Raw genomic sequence first — 18,704 nt, 5'->3', positions numbered from 1 at the left:
GGGTGTCTGGCGGCCCGGGAGGGACTCGAACCCCCGACCTTCGCTTTAGGAAAGCGCTGCTCTATCCTGCTGAGCTACCGGGCCGACCGGTGGGGGTGATAGCGCAATGCCATTCAAGTGGGAATGGCCGCGAGTGGGGTTCGACCTATGGGTTTCTTGAGGGTGTTTCGCCTGCTGTATGTGCAGGTGCTGGTCGGCATCGCGCTGGGGATCGCGGTCGGGGCGATCTGGCCTGACATCGGGGTGGCGCTGAAGCCGCTCGGCGACGGGTTCATCAAGCTGATCAAGATGGCGATCGCCCCGGTGATCTTCTGCACCATCGTCGCGGGCATAGCCCGGATGAGTGACATCAAGGCCTTCGGCCGCCTGGGCGGCAAGACGCTGATCTATTTCGAGGTGGTCTCGACCCTGGCACTGGTCATCGGCCTGATCGTCGGCAACCTGGTGCAGCCGGGCCGGGGGTTCAACGTCGATCCGGCCACCCTCGATCCCAGCATTGCGGCCGGGTACGTCGAGAAGGCCCACCACGGCCAGAGCCTGTCGGAGTTCGCTCTAGGGCTGATCCCCGACGCCTTCTTCGGCGCCTTCGCCGAGGGCGCGCTGCTGCAGGTGCTGGTGATCGCCATCATCACCGGCTTCGCCTGCTCGCGGCTGGGGGCGTTCGGCGACAAGGTCGCCGGCGTGCTGGAGGACGTCTCGAAAGTGTTCTTCTCGATCATCCAGGTGGTCGTGAAGCTGGCGCCGGTCGGCGCGTTTGGGGCCATGGGCTTCACCATCGGCAAGTACGGCCTGGCCGCGCTGCTGAAACTCGGCGCCCTGGTGGCGACCTTCTATGCGACCTCGCTGCTGTTCGTGCTGGTGGTGCTGGGGCTGATCGCCCTGGCCGCGGGCTTCTCGATCTTCAAGTTCCTGGCCTACATCCGCGAGGAGCTGCTGATCGTGCTGGGCACCTCCTCCTCGGAATCTGTGCTGCCGCAGATCATGGAGAAGATGCAGCGGCTGGGCGCGGGCAAGACCACCACCGGGCTGGTCATACCCACCGGCTACTCGTTCAATCTGGACGGCACCAACATCTATATGACCCTGGCGACGCTGTTCCTCGCCCAGGCGACCAATATCGACCTCTCCCTGACCCAGGAACTGAGCCTGCTGGGGGTGGCCATGCTGACCTCCAAGGGAGCCAGCGGCGTCACCGGGGCGGGGTTCATCACCCTGGCGGCGACCCTGGCCGTGGTCCCCGACATCCCGATCGCCTCGCTGGCGCTGCTGGTCGGGGTCGACCGGTTCATGAGCGAGTGCCGGGCGCTGACCAATCTGGTCGGCAACAGCGTCGCGACCATCGTCATCGCGCGATGGGAGGGCGACCTCGACCGGGAAACCCTGGCGCGCGAGCTGGAGCGGGGGCCGACTCCGGCGCTCGCCGCGCCGGTCGCCGCGGCAGAATCCGACTAGGTGGCGAATTCTTTACCTTGGCAACTGTAGATTGCCTTGCGCTCTGAGCCATCGCTAAGGCAAGCTTCGACTCAAGGGCTAGTGTTTCCGGTCTAAAGGACCACGCCATGTTGAAGGCGGCCAAGCGGGACGGAGTTTCACGGGATCCCGTCTTCACCCTCGTTGAGGTGATTGAAGCGCTCTCGGCCGCGCGCTCCGTTGAAGATGTCGCCGCCTGCGTTCGCTCCGCCGCGCGGCGGATTTCCGGGGCTGACGGCGTCACCTTCGTGCTCCGCGACGGCGAAGAGTGCCACTATCTCGACGAGGACGCTGTCGGGCCGCTGTGGAAGGGCCAGCGCTTTCCTCTGACGGCCTGCATCTCCGGCTGGGCGATGCTGCACGCCCAGACCGCGGTGATCCCCGACATCTACGCCGACCCGCGCATCCCGCACGACGCCTATCGTCCGACCTTCGTCAAAAGCCTGGTGATGACGCCGGTGCGGGCGCAGGACCCGATCGCGGCGATCGGCGCCTACTGGGCCGATCACCACGTCCCAAGCGAGGGCGAGCTGCTCCAGCTGGAGGTCATCGCCCGCGCGACGGCGACGGCCCTGGTCAACGCCCAGGCCTATGCGGCTCTGAACGAGACCTTGGAGCGCCGCCAGTTCCTGCTGCGCGAGCTGGATCACCGCTGCAAGAACACCCTGGCCGCGGTTCAATCGATCGCCGACCAGACCCTGCGTCGCAGCGCTTCGCCGGAACATTTCGTCGAGGCGTTCAACGGTCGGATCGGCGCGCTGTCCCGCGCCCACGAGTTGCTGACCCGAGGCTCCTGGGGAAGGGCGGGGCTGGCGGACGTGGTGGGCCAGGCCCTGACCCCGTTCTGCGGCGTGGGCGGCCTGCGCATCGCCGTCTCCGGCCCCGACGTGGGGCTGGAGCCGGAAGCGGCGGTGGCCATGCACATGACCGTTCACGAGCTGGCGGTGAACGCGACCAAATACGGCGCGCTCAGCGTTGAGGGCGGCCGGCTGGACGTGAGTTGGAGCCTCGACCGCGCCAAGGAGCCGACGCTGGAATTCAGCTGGATCGAGCGCGGCGGACCGCGGGTGAGCGAGCCGGCGTCCCGCGGGTTCGGTTCGCGGCTGATCGAGCAGGGCATGGCCAAGGAACTGGGCGGCGAGGCGCAGATCATGTTCGATCCGGAAGGGGTGCGGTTCCGGCTGCGGGCCCCGCTATCGACCCGAATGTCGCTCGCATGACCCTGCCGCGCGTGATCCTCGTGGAGGACGAACCGCTGGTCGCCATGATGATGGAGGACCTGCTGACCGACCTTGGGTGCGAGATCGCCGGCTCGTTCGGCTCGCTCGGCGCGGCGCTGGCCTGGCTCGCGCTCCAGGAGGCGCCGCCGGACGGCGCGGTGCTGGACGTCAATCTCGGCGGCGGCGAGACAGTCTTTCCCCTAGCCGAGGCGCTGCGGGCGCGCGGCGTGCCCTTCGTATTCGCCACCGGATACGGGGTCTTACCGAGTGACGGGTACCCTGACACTCCGTTAATCCATAAGCCGGTAGATCAAGATCAACTGTGGCCGGTGGTCCAGGCGTTCGCCGCCGCCGCCTGACGCAGCATTGACGGGCCGATCCTGGCTCAACGGGTCTCTGGATGCGCGAGCGCTCAGACAATTGCCGCCCACCAGGCTTCTCGCGCCGGCTGATGCTGGCCGGCCTGGCGAGCCTGCCCGCACTGCCGGCGCTGGCCCAATCGGCCATGGTCCCTGCAGAAGGCTGGCTGGCCTATGAGGCGGGCCTGCGCGCGCGGCTGGCGGACGCCGGCGGCGGGACGTTCCAGCCCGCGACCGAGCGCGAGCTGCTGCGGCTAACCAACGCCGTGCGGGCCGAGGCCGGTGTCGGCGCCTGCGACTGGTGCGACGAGCTCTCGCTCGCCGCCCGGGCCCACGCCGCCGATCTTGTCCAGCGCGGTTACGTCGAACACCTGTCGCCCGAAGGCTTCGATCCCACCCACCGCGTCGGCTTGCTGGCGCGGCGGATGATCGGCTCGGCCAGTGAGAACATCGCCTATCGCCGCGCGGTCGATCCGGCCAGCGCCGCCGACCTGATGGGCATCTGGCGCAAGAGCCCGCCGCACTGGACGAACCTGCTGCGGCCGAGCCACGCCAAGATCGGCTTCGGGTCGGTGATCCGGGGCGACCGGACCTACACGGTCGGGCTCTATGCGCGGCCTGATGGCGAGCTTGGCGCGCCGCTGCCCTTCCGGGTCCTTGGCGAAGCGCAGCTGTCCCAGGCGCTGATGGCGGCCTCGCCGCGGATCGAGAGCTTCGCCCTGGCCGATCCGATGGACGAACAGGCGCGCCTGGCGATGTCGGAAAGCGCTACGGGACGCCGGCTCGCACCAGGCGTCTATCAGCTGCGGCCGCGGCGTCGATTGGACGAGCGGCGCTATGAGGTCCTCTGGGGCCCGATCTTCGTTCGGGTCTAGGCGACCATCGCCGCCAACTCTGCGTGGATGCGAGGCCATGCGGGCGAGGTCGGGTCGATCAATTCGAAGTGCCCGGCGCCCTGGAAATCGATGACCTCGGTCGGGTCGCCAGCGGCGAGGGCGGCTGCGCCATAGGCTGCGCCGAAGCGGCTCGGCACGATGTGGTCCAGCGCGCCGCTGATCACGACCTGGGGCGCTCCTAGGGGACCAAAGCGCGGCGGCGAGGTGTCGGCATAGACGTCGCCAGATCTAGCCGGCGCGCCGACCAGGGCGTCGATGGTTCCAGGCCCGCCGCATTCGTCCGGGCCGTCAGCGTGATAGGCTTCCAGGTCGATGATCCCGGCCAGCGGGACGGCGCCGCGCACCTGCAGTGGGTCGGCCGCCCATAGCGGGCTGGCTGCCGGCAGGCGGCCGCGGCCCAGCGCCCAAACCGCCAGATGGCCGCCGGCCGAGTGTCCGGTCAGCACGACCCGCGTAAGGTCGAGGCGGTGCGGCGCGGCCAGCGTCCGAACATGGTCGACCGCCTGGGCGATGTCCGAGAAGGTTCCGGGATAGCCGCCGCCCTGATGCCCGATGCGCCGGTACTCGACGTTCCAGACGGCCAGGCCCTGGGCGCGCAGATCCGCGGCCATGTAGTCCATCATTTCCAGCCCCGGCAGGTCGGCCCGCCAGCAGCCGCCGTGGATCACGATAACCAGCGGATGGGGGCCGGCGCCGGACGGCAGCCAGAGTTCGCCGAACTGCAGAGGTTCGGCGCCATAGGCGATCTTCAAGTCCGCCGGACTCCTTGGACGCGCCAACAGGTCGAGATAGCCGATGGGGGCGGCGGTCATGCGAGGCTCCGAAACGAAAACGCCCGACCTTTCGGCCGGGCGTTTCGAACTTTCAATATCGAACGGTGAGGGCCTTAGGCCGCCACCGCCTTCACCAGGCTCTTGTTGAGGATGGTGATGGCCGCGTCGCGGTCGATGCGCTCGATGGCCGCGACTTCGCGGGCCATGCGGTCCAGCGCCGATTCATAGAGCTGACGCTCCGAATACGATTGCTCGGGCTGATTTTCGGCGCGGTGCAGGTCGCGGACGACCTCGGCGATCGAGATCAGGTCGCCGGAGTTGATCTTGGCTTCGTATTCCTGGGCGCGGCGCGACCACATGGTGCGCTTCACGCGGGCGCGGCCCTTGAGGGTGGTCAGCGCCTGGTTCACGACGTTGCCCTCGGCCAGCGAGCGCAGGCCGGCGCCGCGAGCCTTCGCGGTCGGAACGCGCAGGGTCATCTTCTCATGGTCGAAAGTGATGACATAGACTTCGAGGGAATAGCCGGCGACTTCCTGGGTTTCGATCCCCTGTACCTGGCCAACGCCATGGGCCGGGTAGACGACGTGATCGCCGACCGAGAATTCCAGACCGCTCTTGCTCATTCGCTCAAGTCCTTTCGACTCGTCCGAACCCGGTTAAGAGGCATTAACCATTCCACCACAGAGCAAAGGTCGCCATCCGCAAAACTGAGCGGCGAGTTACCCTGTAGGAACGGAATTAGACCTCTAGAACACCCTTCGCCTTTGGCGGCGTACGTAGGCCGGGAACGGCTCTTCTGCAGAAACTGACAGGGCGCGCATGAACGCTCTCGCCACCGTCAGCGCTCCCTTTAGCATAAAAATCAGGCGATAGAAAGGCTTGGCCCGGGAACCGGGCGCTTGTGCAACCTTAGGAGCCGCGGCCGGGCTTCTCGCTGAAGTACTTTTCGAACTTGCCGGTCTCGCGTTCGAACTCTTCGCGGTCAGCCGGAGGCTCGCCCTTCACCGTAATGTTGGGCCACACCTTCGCATAGTCGGTGTTGATCTTCAGCCACTTAGAATCCGGATCGTCCTCGGTGTCCGGCTTGATGGCGTCCACCGGGCATTCAGGCTCGCAGACGCCGCAGTCGATGCATTCGTCCGGATTGATGACGAGGAAGTTCTCGCCCTCGTAGAAGCAGTCGACCGGGCACACCTCCACGCAGTCCATGAACTTACATTTGATGCAAGCATCCATGACGATGTAGGTCATCGCGGGGTACAGCTCCGGCCGGTCTAATCGGGCGGCGGTTTTTCCGGCTCCGGCCGTGCAAAGTCAATGCCCTGGACCCGCAACTTATCTGCAAGGGCCATCAGGTGGCCGGCGACGGGGTCAGTTTGAGCACCGTCTCGGTGGCCTCTTCGACCGCGTGGCGCGAGTAGCTGAGCGGGACGTACTCGCCCTTCGCCCACAGCGGGAACAGGTCGCGGAAGTGGGCGCTGCCCGGCGATCCGGACTGGCCAGGCGTGTTGATCACCTTGCTGTTGTCCCAGGCGCCGACGTCGAGAACCATCCTGAACGAGGCCCCGGCCGCGACCCGGAAGTCGTTCGGCCGCCAGCTGGCGGCCAGCGGCGAGAGGCTGGTCCCGGACATGGGCGCGGTTCCGCTGGACCAGGCGCCCTGCTCGGCCGCGGGAACCAACGCGGTCAGGGCATGGTCGAAGCGCGCCTGATGCAGCTTGCCCCAGGCCCAGGCCTTGGGATCGGGGCCCAGCTGGCCGGCGACCTCGTTGTAGGCGGCCAGCAGGCTCTCGCGCAGGATGGCGTCGCGGGCCGCTGCGGGATCCGTCCCCAGGCTGGCGTCCGGCTTCTCAAGCAGCGCCATCACCGCGGCGATGTCGCCGCCGCCGATCGCCTCGCGGGCTGCGGGCGGCACGGCGCGGCCGACCGTCGCGCGGCCGAGGTGCTTGGCGATCCACACCTCGTAGAGCGCCGCGCCGGCGCTGTCGGCGCTTGCGCGCCCGTCCCAGCCGCGGATCAGGTCGAGGGCGGCCGTGAGCTTGGCGTCGTCGCTCTTCAGCGGAGCCAGCAGCGCCTGCATCCGGCGCGAGGTGACATTTGTCGGGTCGGTCTGCAGGGCCATAGCGTCGGCCAGGGTCAGTTTGTCTTTGGCGGCCAGCACCTCGGCGATGCGCTCCATGCGCGCGGGGTTCGACCACTCGAAGCCGACCTTGCGCTCGGCATAGGGGAAGTCGGGCGGCAGGTTCAGCTGGTTGGCCGAGGCGAACCATCCCGAAGCGGGGTTATGGGCGCTGGGCAACTCGCCGAGCGTCAGGAAGCCTTTCCACTCGTAGCGGCCGTCGCCGGGCACCGGAAGCAGGCCGTCCCAGTTCGGACGCTGCGGGACCTTGCCGGCGGCGACCCAGCCGATGTCGCCCTTGGTGTCGGCGAAGACCTGGTTCTCGGACGGCGCGCCCCAGTCGGCCAGAGCGTTGCGGAAGCTGCCCCAGTCCTTGGCGGTCATGTAGCCCATGGAGCCGAAATAGGCCGAGGTCCCGGGCTGGCCCCAGACGCTGCGCACCGCGAAGGCCCGGCGCTTGGCGGGATCGGCGTAGACGACCGGTCCGTGGCGGGTAAAGCGCAGCTCCACCTTACGCGGGGCGGCCTCGCCCTTGACCGCGATCTCCTCGGTGAGCGTGGTCATGTCCGCCCAGCCGCCGGCGTAGCGGTAGCGACTTGGGGCCTGGGGATCGGTCTCGTAGACGTAGAGATCTTCCTGGTCGGCCGGGAAGATGGTCAGGCCGAAGGCGACCGTTCCGTTGTGGCCGATGGAGACGCCCGGAAGCGCGGGCTCGCCGGCCCCGATCACCGAGAAGCCCGGCGCTTCCATATGGACGATGTAGCGCAGCGACGGGGCGCTGTGCTCGCGGTGGGGGTCGTTGGCCAGGATCGGGCGGCCGCTCGCGGTGCGGCTGCCGGCCACGGTCCAGTTGTTTGAGCCGATCGCCTCCGGCGGGATCTCCAGCATGGCGAGCTTGGCCTGCGAGCCGCTGAAGCGAACCCCGCGGGTCGCCAGCTCATAATCGCCGAGCACCTCGTCGCTGATGTCGCAGGGGTCGAGGCCCTCGGGGACCTTGGTCTCCCACTTGGGCTCGATGTTCCTGTAGAGCTTGGCGGCCTCGATACCCGCGGCGCAGGCGATGCGGGCGCGGCCGACCTCGTTCGGGACGTTGCGGGTCAGGCCGTGACTGCGGATTCGGACCACATCCTGGGCGGTCCAGCGGTCGGGTTTGGTCCCCGCGATCTGGAACTCCCGCGGCAGCGGCCGCTTGCCGGTGGCGATCTCATCGACATAGGCGTTGAGCCCGGCGACGAAGGCTTCGGTGTTGTCCTTGGCGCCTGCGCCATAGGCGGTCCATTCGCGATCCATGTCACCGCGGAACAGGAACAGGCGCGCGGCCCGATCCTGGGCGACGTAGTCGGGACCAAAGTCCCTGGCCAGCAGGCCGAGCCCGCGCTTGCGCCAGAGGTCGACCTGCCAGAGCCGGTCGCGGGCGACGTTGTAGCCCTGCAGGAAAAAGGCGTCGCGCACATCGGCGGCATAGATGTGGGCGATGCCCCAGCGATCGATGCGGATTTCGGCGGGCTTTGCGAGGCCAGAAACGCTCAGCGCTTCTTCGCGGGGTGCGGCGTGAGCGGCGGAGGCGGCGAGGGCGGCGAGGACGACCGCGGAGACCAGACGTTGCATAAAGCCACGCTAGGTCTCCGGCGCGCTCCTGGCTAGGCGTCCGTGGACTGACGTTCCAGGTAGGCGCCGAGGCTGTCGAGCAGCACGCCGGTGCCGTGCTCGCGGAACTCGGGCTTATCGTGGCCGTCGAAATAGGCGCCCATCTCGGTATAGGTCATCCGGGCGCCTTTGCCCTCGGGGCGGAATTCGATGGTCGCCAGCGACAGTGAGATCCGCGTCGCGTCCATGTCCATGATGTAGCTGAAAGCGATGCGCTCACCTTGGACGATCTCCTGGAAGCGGGCGTCGAAGGTGAAGATCGGGCCGCCGGCCGGACCGCCGCGGTTCAGCTCTCGGCCGCCGACCTGGAAATCGAGCTGGTAGTTCGGATCCGGATTGCTGGGGTCGCCGAACCACTTGGATTTGGTCTCAACCGAAGCCCAGGCCTCGAACACCCGGCCGGGGGCGGCGGGGTAGGTGCGTTCGATCACGAAGGTGGCGTGGGTGACGGTGCGGGCGGTCATCTCGGGCTCCTCGTCAATTAAGTTTGCACTTAAGTATCGGGCGGGCGCTGGATGATCAAGTGATGACTTAAGTGTTTCGCTCGCGGATCGGCGGCTTGGAGGCGTCGATCAGGGCGGCGCGTTCGTCGGGCGTCAGCGGCCGCCACTTGCCTTCGGGCAGGTCGCCCAGCTGCAGCGGGCCGACCCGCACGCGCACTAGATCGACGACCCGCAGTTCGACCAGCTCGGCCATGCGGCGGATCTGACGGTTGCGGCCCTCCTTCAGCACGATGTTCAGCTTCTGCTCGCTGATCTGCCGAACCTTGGCCGGGCGCAGCTTACGGCCGTCGAGCTCCAGGCCGTGGCGCAGCAGGGCGATCTTCTTGTCGGTGATCACCCCGGTCAGGAGCACGTTGTACTCCTTGTCGAGCTCGGACTCAGGGCCGATCAGGGCCTTTGCCAGGACCCCGTCTTCCGACAGCACCAGCAGGCCGCGAGACTCCCGGTCCAGGCGCCCAAGTGGCGCGAAATTGTTGCTGGCGTTCGGAATGACGCCGGCCTCGCCCCACAGGGCGTCCTTGGTCAGCAGGGTCGCGGCCTCGATCTGGTCGTCCTGCGGCAGCGAGGAGACGATGCCGATCGGCTTGTGCAGCACCACGCTCAGGCTGGAGCTGAGCTGCTCCTGGGCGCCGTCGTTGAGCACCAGGGTCTGGCCGGGCAAGATCTTTCGGCCGGCGTCGTCGACTCGCTCGCCGTCGATGAACACCAGGCCCTGGGCGATCAGGCCCTCGGCCTCGCGGCGCGAGCACACGCCGCTCTGCGCGAGCCACTTGTTGACGCGCTGGGGTTCGGGGTCGTCGTAGCGGCGGGTCCAGGCCATGCCCCTCTCTAGTGCGTGGCCTGCGCCAGGCCAAGCGATTGCAGGCGATCGGGCCGGCTGTTACTTAAGGATGTGCTAAACCAAAATCCCAAGCTCGACCTGCTGTTCCAGGCCCTCGCCGATCCTGGCCGGCGCAGCATGATCGATCGGCTGAGCCGCGGGCCGGCCTCGGTCAGCGAACTGGCCGCCCCGCTGGACATGAGCCTGTCTGCGGTCGTCCAACATCTGGCGGTGCTGGAGCAGAGCGGCGTAGTGCGCACCGAAAAGATCGGCCGGGTGCGCTCCTGCAGCCTGGAGCCGGAGGCGCTCAGTCTCGTCGAGCAATGGGTGAACGAGCGACGGACCGGTTGGGAGCGGCGGTTCGACCGCCTGGGCCAGTTCTTGGCGGCCAGCGCCGACGAGGACTAGTCGACGTCGAACGGCGAATAGAGGGTGCGGGCCTCTTCGGCCGGGCCGCGGCGTTCGCCCAGGCCCTCGACCGCCACAGCGATCAGTCGGCCGCCGAGAGCGAAGACCAGCCGGTCGCCCACCTTCACCGGCCGCGCACACTTGTCGATGCGGGTTTCGGCGCCGCCGCGGGTCAAACGCACCTTGCCCTCGTCGAGGAACTTGGCCGCCAGCGAGCGGGTCTTGAAGAACCGCGCGCGCCAAAGCCATACGTCGGCCCGGCAGCCGCCCTCGCTCACGTCTGCACCGCCTTGGCCTTGCGGCGGCGCTTGCGGGGACGCCGGGCCGGAGGCGGCTGATCCTTCAGCGCCGCCAGGGCGGCGAACGGCGAATGCGTCGGGACAGGCGCAGCGGGGGCGGGCTTGGGCTTGTCGCCGCGGCGGCGCCAGACGACGACCTCGCCAGGCTTGGCCTTGGTTGTGGGGACGAAGTTCAGCGCTCGCAGGATGTCGCGGGCCTCGGCCTCGCTCCAGCCGAGCTCTTCGCGGGCCTCGTCGGTGAGCTGGCCCGGCTTGGCGGCCGAGCGCAGCAGCGCGTCGAGCCGCTCCAGGCTCTCGACCGGAACGCCGTAGCGGCCGACCGCCTGCAGGCCGAAGGCGGCGAGCGTCGTGGCGCCGGGCGGCGGTTGCGGCAGCAGGTTCGGGCGGCCGGCCTGCGGTCGGCCTTCGCTCGGCGTGAAGCCCTGGGCGAAGGCCTGAGCCGCGGGCTTGAGCAGGGCCGGCAAGTAGAGGCTGAAGGCGCCCAGCCGCAGGCCGAGGGACTTCAGGGCGCGTCGTTCGACCTGGCTCAGCGCCTTGGCCTCGGCGCGCACCTGGTCGCGATCCAGAACACCGCCGGCTTCCAGCAGTCGGTAGGCCAAGCCGCGGGCCAGGCCCTTGACCTTGCCGGACGCGACCGCGGCCTCGAGCCGGCGCAGATGGCCTAGGCGGCGGCCAGCCTCGGCGGCGAGGAAGGCTTCCAGCCGCCGTGCGGCGCGCTCCCTGGCCTGGGCCGGCCCCAGTTCGCCATAGAGGCGGACCCGCGGCGCGAAGGGCGTGCCGCCGGCGATGGCGGCCGCAGCCTCGCCGCGCCAGAGCACGACGCCGTCGGGGGTGAAGGCGAAGGCCTCGTCCGGTTCGGCGGCCAGTTGGCCTAGGCGCTTGGCGATTTCGGGGGCGACCGCGGTGATCGCGGCCGCGCGCAGGGCCTTTTCCTCCTGCACTGAGGAGCCGTGGGCCGGCTCGAAGGCCACGCCTTGCAGCTTGCCGACATACTGGCCCTCGACCGTGACCACGCCGTCGGCGGCGACCCCGGCCAGCATCTCGCCGCGCACATGCAGGGCGCGCATCAACACGCTGGTGCGGCGGTCGACGAACCGCGCCATCAGCTTCTCATGGAGGGTGTCCGAGAGCCGGTCCTCGAGCAGGCGGGTCTTACCCTGCCAGGCGCCGGGATCGGCCAGCCAGTCGGGGCGGTTGGCGACATAGGCAAGGGTCCGGACGCTGGCCAGGCGCGCCGACAGGGTGTCGATCTCACCGTCGATGCGGTCCAGATGCCGGTACTGGCCGGCGATCCAGTCTTCCGGAACCTTGCGGTCGCGGCTGGTCAGCCAGCCGAAGAACTCGCGGACCAGGCGGATGTGCTCCTCGCCGGAGGTCTTGCGGAAGTCCGGCGTCTGGCAGACGTCCCAAAGCCGGGCCAGGGCCGAGCGATCGCGCAAGGTGCGGTCGATCACCTCCGGCTCGTCGGAAAGCGCGTGCAGGGTCTTCTCATCCAGCGCCTCGGCCGACAGCTTCAGTCCCGGGCGGCCGGGCGGAGTGGTCAATGAGCGCAACAGGCCCTTTAGCGACCCGAATTCCAGGGCGGCGTTGCGCCACTCGGCGGCGGCCACCGCGTCGAAATGGTGCTCCTCCACCGACTCGATCAGGTCGGCGTCCATGTCCTCGCATTCGCCGGTGACGCCAAACGTGCCGTCGCGGGTGAAGCGGCCCGCCCGGCCGGCGATCTGGCCAACCTCGGACGGGTGGAGGAATCGGGTGCGGCGTCCGTCGAACTTGCGCAGGCCCGCGAACGCCACGTGGTCGACGTCCATGTTCAGGCCCATGCCGATGGCGTCGGTGGCGACCAGGAAATCGACCTCGCCGGACTGGTAGAGGGCGACCTGGGCGTTGCGGGTGCGGGGGCTCAAGCTGCCCATGACCACGGCCGCGCCGCCGCGCTGGCGGCGGATCAGTTCGGCGATCGCGTAAACCTGGTCGGCAGAAAAGGCGACGATGGCCGAGCGCCGCGGCAAGCGGGTCAGCTTCTTGGGGCCGGAATAGGTGAGGCGCGAGAACCGCTCGCGGGTGACGATCTCGGCGTCGGGCAGCAGAGCGCGGACCAGCGGGGCCATGGTGCCGGAACCCAGCAGCATGGTCTCGAAGCGGCCGCGGGCGTGCAGCAGCCGGTGAGTGAAGATATGGCCGCGCTCGGGGTCGGCGCAGAGCTGGATCTCGTCCACGGCCAGGAACTCGACCTGGCGGCTCAGCGGCATCGCCTCGACGGTGCAGACGAAATACTGCGCCCGGGCCGGGACGATCTTTTCCTCGCCGGTGATCAGGGCGACGCAGGACGGGCCGCGCAGCTTGACGATGCGGTCGTAGATCTCGCGGGCCAGAAGGCGAAGCGGCAGGCCGATCATGCCGCTGGCGTGGCCGAGCATCCGCTCGACGGCCAGGTGGGTCTTGCCTGTATTGGTCGGGCCCAGCACCGCCACCAACTTGGGCGGGCCCGCGTCCGACAAACGCGCGCTCATGGCCCCAAGGTGGGGCGCGAATCGCCGCTGGGCAAGCGGGGCCGCGCTCCCCTCGAGCGAGAGGAGCGCAGCGCCGGCCTACTTCTTCGCCGAGGCGACGTAGTTGTCGATCACCTGGTCGAGAACCGTCAGCGGGGTGCCGCCTGAGAGCAGGCCAGCGTCGTGGAACTTGCGGATGTCGAACTTGCGGCCCAGGGCCTTCTTGGCCCGCTCGCGCCCGTTCATCCACGTGATCTTGCCGACCATGTAGCTGGAGGCTTGGCCCGGCCACACGCAATAGCGCTCGATCTCGGTGATCGCGGCGGCCTCGGCGTCGCCGATGCTGTCGATGTAGAACTTGAGCGCCTGTTCGCGGGTCCAGCGCTTGTGGTGCATGCCGCTATCCACCACCAGGCGCACCGCCCGGAAGATGGCGTCGTGCAGCATGCCGATGTGGCCGAGCACATCGTTGTCGTACATGCCCATCTCGACCGCCAACTGCTCGGCGTAGAGCGCCCAGCCCTCGCTGTAGCCGGAGAAGCCGACCACCTTGCGGATCAGCGGGAGGTCGCCGGCCTCGTTGTTCAGCGCCAACTGCAGATGGTGGCCAGGAAGGCCTTCATGATAGGTCAGGGTCGGCAGGGTCCAGGCCGGCACCTCAGCAGTATCGCGCAGGTTGATCCAGTAGATGCCCGGCCGCGAGCCATCCAGGGTGGGCGAGTAGTAGTATCCGCCCGGCGCGCCAGCCTCGATGGCTGGGGGCACGCGGCGAATCTCCAGCGGAGCTTTCGGCAATTGGCCGAACCACTGGGGCAGCTTCGCGCTGACCACCTTCGCCTGCTCGTTGAGCTTGGCAAGCAGCTCTTCCTTGCCCTTGTCCGTGTTCGGGTAGACCTGCTTGGGATCGATCGCCATCTGACGATAGCGCTCGCCGACCGTGCCCTTGCTGTAACCGGCCTTCCGCATGAGGACGTCGGCTTCGGAGCTGAGGCTACGGACCAGTTCTAGGCCAGTCTTATGCACTTCATCGGGCGTGATGTTCGAGGTCGTGTAGTTGCGCAGCGAGACGCGGTAGTACTCGTCGCCGTCGGGCAGGCGCCACACGCCGGCGTCGTGCACGGCCTTGGCGCGCAGGCCTTCGAGCAATTCGGCCTGCCGCTGCATGGCGGGGCGGACTTTGTCGACATAGAGGCCCTGGGCCGCCTTCGACCAGTCGCCCTCGATCTTCTTCTCCTGGGTCCGGCGCACGATGCTGGCGACCAGCGGGGCCTTCTCCGGCTCGTAGGCCAGGAACGCTTTGAGCTGGGTCAGCGCCTTGTCGAGCGCGAAGTCCGGCGGAGTGACGCCGAGAGCCACGTCACGGCGAGCGACTTCGACTTCCTGATCGAGCACGCGGCCGAAGGCTTCCATCCGCGCCATGTAGGCGTCGGCGTCGGGCTTGGCCTCGATCACATGCTGGGTGTCGAGGAAGTCGGGCATCGACTGGTAGGACCCGGTCAGCTGCGAGATCACGTAGGGCGCGCCTGAGCTCTGGCCGCCGTACTGGAACTTGCGGTAGCCCTCGTCCTGCACCGCCAGCACGAAGTCGACGGTGTCGTAATTGACCGCGTCCATGCCGGTCAGCTGCTTGCGGTCGATGGAGCGCAGGGCCTTCAGGTCACGGGTGGTGTTGGCCTTGTTCTCGGCCAGGGCGGTCAGCGAGTAGTCGGAGAGTTCAGACTTGGTCCAGGCCAGGGCGCCCTTGTCGAGGCCAAGCGCGGTGGGCAGCTCGGGCGAGCGACGGAAGGTCTGCTCCATCGTCTGGTCGAAGAAGGCGTACATCTTGGCGGCTTCGCCGGTGGGGGCCGCGGCGAGCGCCAGCTTCGGCGCAGCGGCGGCTGCGCCGAGCGCGGCCGCGCCGGCCAGGAGTTCACGACGGCTCTGCATGGAAAGGGCTCCCCCACTGTAACAAACGCGAGCTCAGTTACACTGGTGGCGAGGCTGAGCCTCGTTAATTCGCGCTAATCTAGGGTGCGGCGGTAGCGCGCCATGGCCAGGGCGGTGACCACGCAGACAAAGGCCAGCAGGGCCAGCAATTCGCGCCACATGTCGCCGATGCCCTGGCCCTTCAGCAGCGCCCCACGCACCACCCGCAGGAAGTGGGTCACGGGCACGATCTCGCCGAGCGCCTGGGCCCAGGCGGGCATGCCGCGGAACGGGAACATGAAGCCCGACAGCAGGATCGAGGGGAGGATGTAGAACACGCTCATCTGCATGGCTTGCAGCTGGCTGCGGGCGACGGTGGACATCAGGAAGCCGAGGGCCAGCGAGCCCACGATGAACAGCGCCACGCCCAGCGAGAGGCCCAGCCAGCCGCCGACCATCGGCACGTCGAACAGGAAGCGGGCCAGTAGCAGGATGATCGCGGTCTGCACCAGTCCCACCAGGACATAGGGGGCGAGCTTGCCGGCCATCACCTCGATGGGTTCGACGGGCGTCGCCAGCAGGCTCTCCATGGTGCCGCGCTCGGCTTCGCGGGTGACCGAGAGCGCGGTCATCATGACCAAGGTCAGCGAAAGAATGATGCCCAGCAGGCCGGGAACGATGTTGTAGGCGGTGACCGCTTCGGGATTGTAGCGACGGTGGACCACGACCTCGAACGGTCCAGCCGCGGCGGCGCGCGGGGCCACCGCGCCCTTCAGGTCATGAACCAGGGCCTGGGTCGGCAGGGCGGCCAGCGCGGCGACCGCCGGGCCGGTGGCCGACGGATCGGCGGCGTCCACCTCGACCAGAAGTTGGGCCTGGTCGCCGCGAGCGACGCGGCGGGTGAAGTCGCCGGGGATGGTGATCGCGAACTGCACGTCGCCACGGCGGACCAACTCGTCCAGTTCCGCTGGCGTGCGGGCCTGGGCGACCAGATCGAAATAGGCGCTGTTGCGCAGGGCCGAGGCGACCGAGCGCGCGAAGACGCTGTCCTCCTGAACCAGCAGGGCGGTCGGGAGGTGGCGTGGCTCCGCATTGATGGCGTAACCGAACAGCAACAGCTGGACGATCGGGATGGCTAGCATCATCGCGTAGGTCAGCCGGTCGCGCGTGAGCTGCTTGAACTCCTTGATCATCACCGCCAGGACGCGGGTCGCCGAGAAGCCATTCATTTGAAGTTGTCCTGCGAGGTCTCCATCAGGCGGATGAAGACGTCCTCCAGGCTCGGTTCGACCTGCGTCCAGCGGAACGGCGGGCGGCGATAGGGGGCGATGGCGGCCTCCAGGGCGGCGCGGTCGGTCCCCGAGACGTGCAGCGACTGGCCGAACGGCGCGGCCATGTCGACGCCGGGCAGTCTGGCGATCTCGCCGGAGAGCCGGTCGATGCCTTCGCCCTCGCCGTTGAAGGTGATCAGGTGGGTGTCGGCGATCACCTGCTCCGTCGTGCCGCGGGCGATCAGGCGGCCATAGCTGATGTAGGCGATCTCGTGGCAGCGCTCGGCTTCGTCCATGTAGTGGGTGGAGACCAGCACGGTCAGCCCCTGCGCGGACAGGGCGTGGATCTCGTCCCAGAAGGTGCGCCGGGCCTTGGGATCGACACCGGCGGTCGGCTCGTCGAGCAACAGCAGCTTGGGTTCGTGCAGGGTCGCGGTGGCCAGGGCCAGGCGCTGCTTCCAGCCGCCGGAAAGCAAGCCCGCCAGCTGGGCGCGGCGTTCGATCAGGCCCAGGCGCTCGAGGGCCTCATCGACCCGCTGCTTGCGGCGGTCAAGACCGTGGATGCGGGCGGAGAACTGCAGGTTCTCCTCGATGGTCAGGTCCTCATAGAGCGAGAATTTCTGGGTCATGTAACCGGCCCGACGCTTGATCAGATTGGCCTGGGTGATGATGTCGAGGCCGAGCGCCGTGCCCTCGCCGCTGTCGGGGGTGAGCAGGCCGCAGAGCATGCGCAGGGTGGTGGTCTTGCCCGAGCCGTTGGGGCCAAGGAAGCCGCAGATCTTGCCCTCCTCGACCTGAAGCGAGACGTCCTGGACGACGTGCTTGCCGCTGAAGCTCTTGTTGAGCCCGCGGACGTCGATAGCCAGGGTCACGCGGGCGGTTCCAGCGGCTGGACGTCGACCGGCTGGCCTGGATTGAGCCGGGCCGAGGGCCGGGCCTCGACCAGGAACACCATGCGGTCGCGGGCCTCGCGGCTGTAGATCACCGGCGGGGTGAATTCGGGGCGCGGGCTGATGTAGCTGACCTTGGCGGTCAGGCCGGCCTGGCAGCCGTCACAGGAGAAGTTCACGACGGAGCCGATCCTGTAGGCCGAGATGTCGGCCTGGGGCACGAAGAAGCGAACCTTGATGCGGTCGTCCGGCAGCAGCGACAGGATTGGCTGGTTGGCCGTGGCCCACTCGCCGCGCTGGAAGAAGACCTCTTCGACACGGGCCGCGCCCGGCGCGGTCGGGGCGATGTCGGAGAGCCGGGCCTGGGCGGCCTGAAGGCCCGCGCCCGCCTGCTGCACGCGGCTGTCGGCGGCGCGGACCTGGTCTTCGCGAGCGCCGAGCGCGGCGGCCTGGCGCTGGCGCTTGGCGGCGGCGACCTGGGCGGCGGCGGCGTCATGCGCGGCCTGGGCGTCGTCCAGCCGCGCCTTGGCGTAGATGCCCTGCTGCACCAGCGGCTGGACCCGGCGCAGCACCGAGGCGGCGTCGCGCAGCGTGGCTTGTGCGGCCGCGACGTTGGCGTCGAACACCGCCAGTTCGACCGGGCGCTGGCCCTTGCGAGCGTCGGCGGCTTGGGCCTGCGCGGCCTCGACCTCCGCCCCGGCCTGGTCGCGGACGGCGCGGAGCTGGGAAGGGTCGACCACGAACAGCTTCTGGCCGGCGGTCACCTGGTCGCCGCGCTGGACGAACATCTGATCGACGCGGCCGGCGATCGGGGAGGCGAGATAGAGCGGCTCGCCCTCGACATAGCCCGACAGCACAGGGGTTCGCGTCAGTCGCGGCACGGCCCAGAGGACCGTGACCAGGACGGCGGCGGTCAGCAGCAGGCCAGCGACCAGCAGGCGTTGCGGCCTCATGCGGCGGCCTCGGTCAGCATGCCGCGCAGCCACAGCTCGACGTGCTGCTGGGCGAGGGAGGGGATGTCGAGCGGCTCGGCGCCAATGGGCGTGAAGGTCTCGCGCCAGATCACCCCCAGCAGCATCGGCGAGATGAGCGAGACGGCGTACAGGCGCGCGTCGCCGGGGCGCAGCTCCCCCCGGGCCTGGGCCGCCTCGATGGCCGCGGTCATGGCGCCGAGCGCCGGGTCGATCAGCTTTTCGTACCAGGCGCGGGCAAGCTCGGGGAAGTTCCGCGACTCGCCGATCACCACCTTGATGATGCCGCCGATCGGCGAGGAGACCGCGACCTGCGAGATCACCTGGGCGAAGGCGCGCAACAAGTCGGGGAACGAGTTGCTGTTGGCGGCGATCACCCCCTGGACCAGGCCGAGGTTGGGCGCGACGCCCTGCTCGATCACCGCCCGGAAGATGTCCTCCTTTGTGGAGAAGTAGAGATAGATCGCGCCCTTGGATACGCCGGCCCGGGCGGCGATGTCGTCGAGGCGCGCGGCGGCGAAGCCCTTCACGGCGAAGATCTCGATGGCGGCGGCGACGATCTCGTCGGGGCGGTCGGCCTTGCGGCGCTTGAACTTGGGTTGGCCGGGGCGCATCGGACATCTCTAATAACTGACCAGATAGTTATTAAAATGGATAACGA

General features: G+C 68.5%; 18 protein-coding genes and 1 tRNA gene. 5 read left to right on the top strand and 14 right to left on the bottom strand.

All coding sequences use genetic code 11. The annotated features are described in order from the left end of the window. Positions 1–7 precede the first annotated feature (7 nt). A tRNA-Arg gene (locus AC1DQJ_RS07600) sits at positions 8–84 on the bottom strand. Positions 85–147: 63 nt separating this feature from the next. Here AC1DQJ_RS07600 and dctA point away from each other — a divergent pair. From dctA to AC1DQJ_RS07580, 4 genes are all read left to right on the top strand, one after another. Further along, the gene (gene dctA / locus AC1DQJ_RS07595; protein ID WP_477601852.1) at positions 148–1,452 is read left to right on the top strand and encodes a C4-dicarboxylate transporter DctA; all 1,305 of its coding nucleotides are present in this window, start codon (positions 148–150) and stop codon (positions 1,450–1,452) included. A 107-nt stretch (positions 1,453–1,559) separates the two neighbouring features. Continuing rightward, entirely contained in the window at positions 1,560–2,690 is a 1,131-nt protein-coding gene (locus AC1DQJ_RS07590; protein WP_477601850.1) for a sensor histidine kinase, read from the top strand. After that, positions 2,687–3,049: a response regulator gene (locus AC1DQJ_RS07585; RefSeq protein ID WP_477601848.1), complete on the top strand. Its 363-nt coding sequence runs from the start codon at positions 2,687–2,689 to the stop codon at positions 3,047–3,049. Before AC1DQJ_RS07590 ends, AC1DQJ_RS07585 begins: the two co-directional genes overlap by 4 nt. A 41-nt stretch (positions 3,050–3,090) precedes the next feature. Continuing rightward, the gene (locus AC1DQJ_RS07580; RefSeq protein WP_477601846.1) at positions 3,091–3,924 is read left to right on the top strand and encodes a CAP domain-containing protein; all 834 of its coding nucleotides are present in this window, start codon (positions 3,091–3,093) and stop codon (positions 3,922–3,924) included. On the opposite strand, the gene AC1DQJ_RS07575 is transcribed toward AC1DQJ_RS07580, so the two are convergent. The 6 genes from AC1DQJ_RS07575 to AC1DQJ_RS07550 form a co-directional block, all read right to left on the bottom strand. Continuing rightward, complete coding sequence (locus AC1DQJ_RS07575; RefSeq protein ID WP_477601844.1) at positions 3,921–4,757, bottom strand: alpha/beta hydrolase family protein; 837 nt, start codon at positions 4,755–4,757, stop codon at positions 3,921–3,923. The two genes, AC1DQJ_RS07580 and AC1DQJ_RS07575, sit on opposite strands and share 4 nt — an antisense overlap. Positions 4,758–4,831: 74 nt before the next feature. Further along, entirely contained in the window at positions 4,832–5,341 is a 510-nt protein-coding gene (locus tag AC1DQJ_RS07570; protein WP_477601842.1) for a CarD family transcriptional regulator, read from the bottom strand. Positions 5,342–5,627: 286 nt separating this feature from the next. After that, on the bottom strand, positions 5,628–5,969 hold the full coding sequence (gene fdxA / locus AC1DQJ_RS07565; RefSeq protein ID WP_477601840.1) for a ferredoxin FdxA: 342 nt from the start codon (positions 5,967–5,969) through the stop codon (positions 5,628–5,630). Between the two features lie 100 nt (positions 5,970–6,069). After that, the gene (locus AC1DQJ_RS07560) at positions 6,070–8,445 is read right to left on the bottom strand and encodes a penicillin acylase family protein (RefSeq protein WP_477601838.1); all 2,376 of its coding nucleotides are present in this window, start codon (positions 8,443–8,445) and stop codon (positions 6,070–6,072) included. Positions 8,446–8,477: 32 nt separating this feature from the next. Further along, complete coding sequence (locus tag AC1DQJ_RS07555; protein WP_477601836.1) at positions 8,478–8,948, bottom strand: SRPBCC family protein; 471 nt, start codon at positions 8,946–8,948, stop codon at positions 8,478–8,480. 67 nt (positions 8,949–9,015) lie between these two features. Continuing rightward, positions 9,016–9,807 (bottom strand): pseudouridine synthase, encoded by a 792-nt coding sequence (locus AC1DQJ_RS07550; protein WP_477601834.1) that lies wholly within the window; start codon positions 9,805–9,807, stop codon positions 9,016–9,018. A 72-nt stretch (positions 9,808–9,879) separates the two neighbouring features. Between AC1DQJ_RS07550 and AC1DQJ_RS07545 the strand changes: the two genes are divergently transcribed. Next, complete coding sequence (locus AC1DQJ_RS07545; RefSeq protein WP_477601832.1) at positions 9,880–10,215, top strand: ArsR/SmtB family transcription factor; 336 nt, start codon at positions 9,880–9,882, stop codon at positions 10,213–10,215. Here AC1DQJ_RS07545 and AC1DQJ_RS07540 read toward each other — a convergent pair. From AC1DQJ_RS07540 to AC1DQJ_RS07510, 7 genes are all read right to left on the bottom strand, one after another. Further along, the gene (locus AC1DQJ_RS07540) at positions 10,212–10,493 is read right to left on the bottom strand and encodes an RNA-binding S4 domain-containing protein (protein WP_477601830.1); all 282 of its coding nucleotides are present in this window, start codon (positions 10,491–10,493) and stop codon (positions 10,212–10,214) included. The genes AC1DQJ_RS07545 and AC1DQJ_RS07540 overlap by 4 nt on opposite strands. After that, entirely contained in the window at positions 10,490–13,027 is a 2,538-nt protein-coding gene (locus tag AC1DQJ_RS07535; RefSeq protein ID WP_477601828.1) for a helicase-related protein, read from the bottom strand. The genes AC1DQJ_RS07540 and AC1DQJ_RS07535 overlap by 4 nt, the downstream gene beginning before the upstream one ends. 78 nt (positions 13,028–13,105) lie before the next feature. Beyond that, complete coding sequence (locus AC1DQJ_RS07530) at positions 13,106–14,932, bottom strand: DUF885 domain-containing protein (RefSeq protein ID WP_477601826.1); 1,827 nt, start codon at positions 14,930–14,932, stop codon at positions 13,106–13,108. A gap of 74 nt (positions 14,933–15,006) precedes the next feature. Continuing rightward, positions 15,007–16,140: an ABC transporter permease gene (locus tag AC1DQJ_RS07525; protein ID WP_477601824.1), complete on the bottom strand. Its 1,134-nt coding sequence runs from the start codon at positions 16,138–16,140 to the stop codon at positions 15,007–15,009. Continuing rightward, complete coding sequence (locus AC1DQJ_RS07520; RefSeq protein WP_477601823.1) at positions 16,137–17,054, bottom strand: ABC transporter ATP-binding protein; 918 nt, start codon at positions 17,052–17,054, stop codon at positions 16,137–16,139. The genes AC1DQJ_RS07525 and AC1DQJ_RS07520 overlap by 4 nt, the downstream gene beginning before the upstream one ends. After that, a complete protein-coding gene (locus AC1DQJ_RS07515) occupies positions 17,051–18,025 on the bottom strand; it encodes an HlyD family secretion protein (RefSeq protein WP_477601821.1) in 975 nt (324 codons plus the stop codon). Before AC1DQJ_RS07515 ends, AC1DQJ_RS07520 begins: the two co-directional genes overlap by 4 nt. Beyond that, on the bottom strand, positions 18,022–18,657 hold the full coding sequence (locus tag AC1DQJ_RS07510; protein ID WP_477601819.1) for a TetR/AcrR family transcriptional regulator: 636 nt from the start codon (positions 18,655–18,657) through the stop codon (positions 18,022–18,024). The genes AC1DQJ_RS07515 and AC1DQJ_RS07510 overlap by 4 nt, the downstream gene beginning before the upstream one ends. Positions 18,658–18,704 lie beyond the last annotated feature (47 nt).

The sequence above is a fragment of the Phenylobacterium sp. P4_E10 genome, from assembly GCF_056401675.1.
This window is presented reverse-complemented; position numbering and strand designations above follow the sequence as displayed.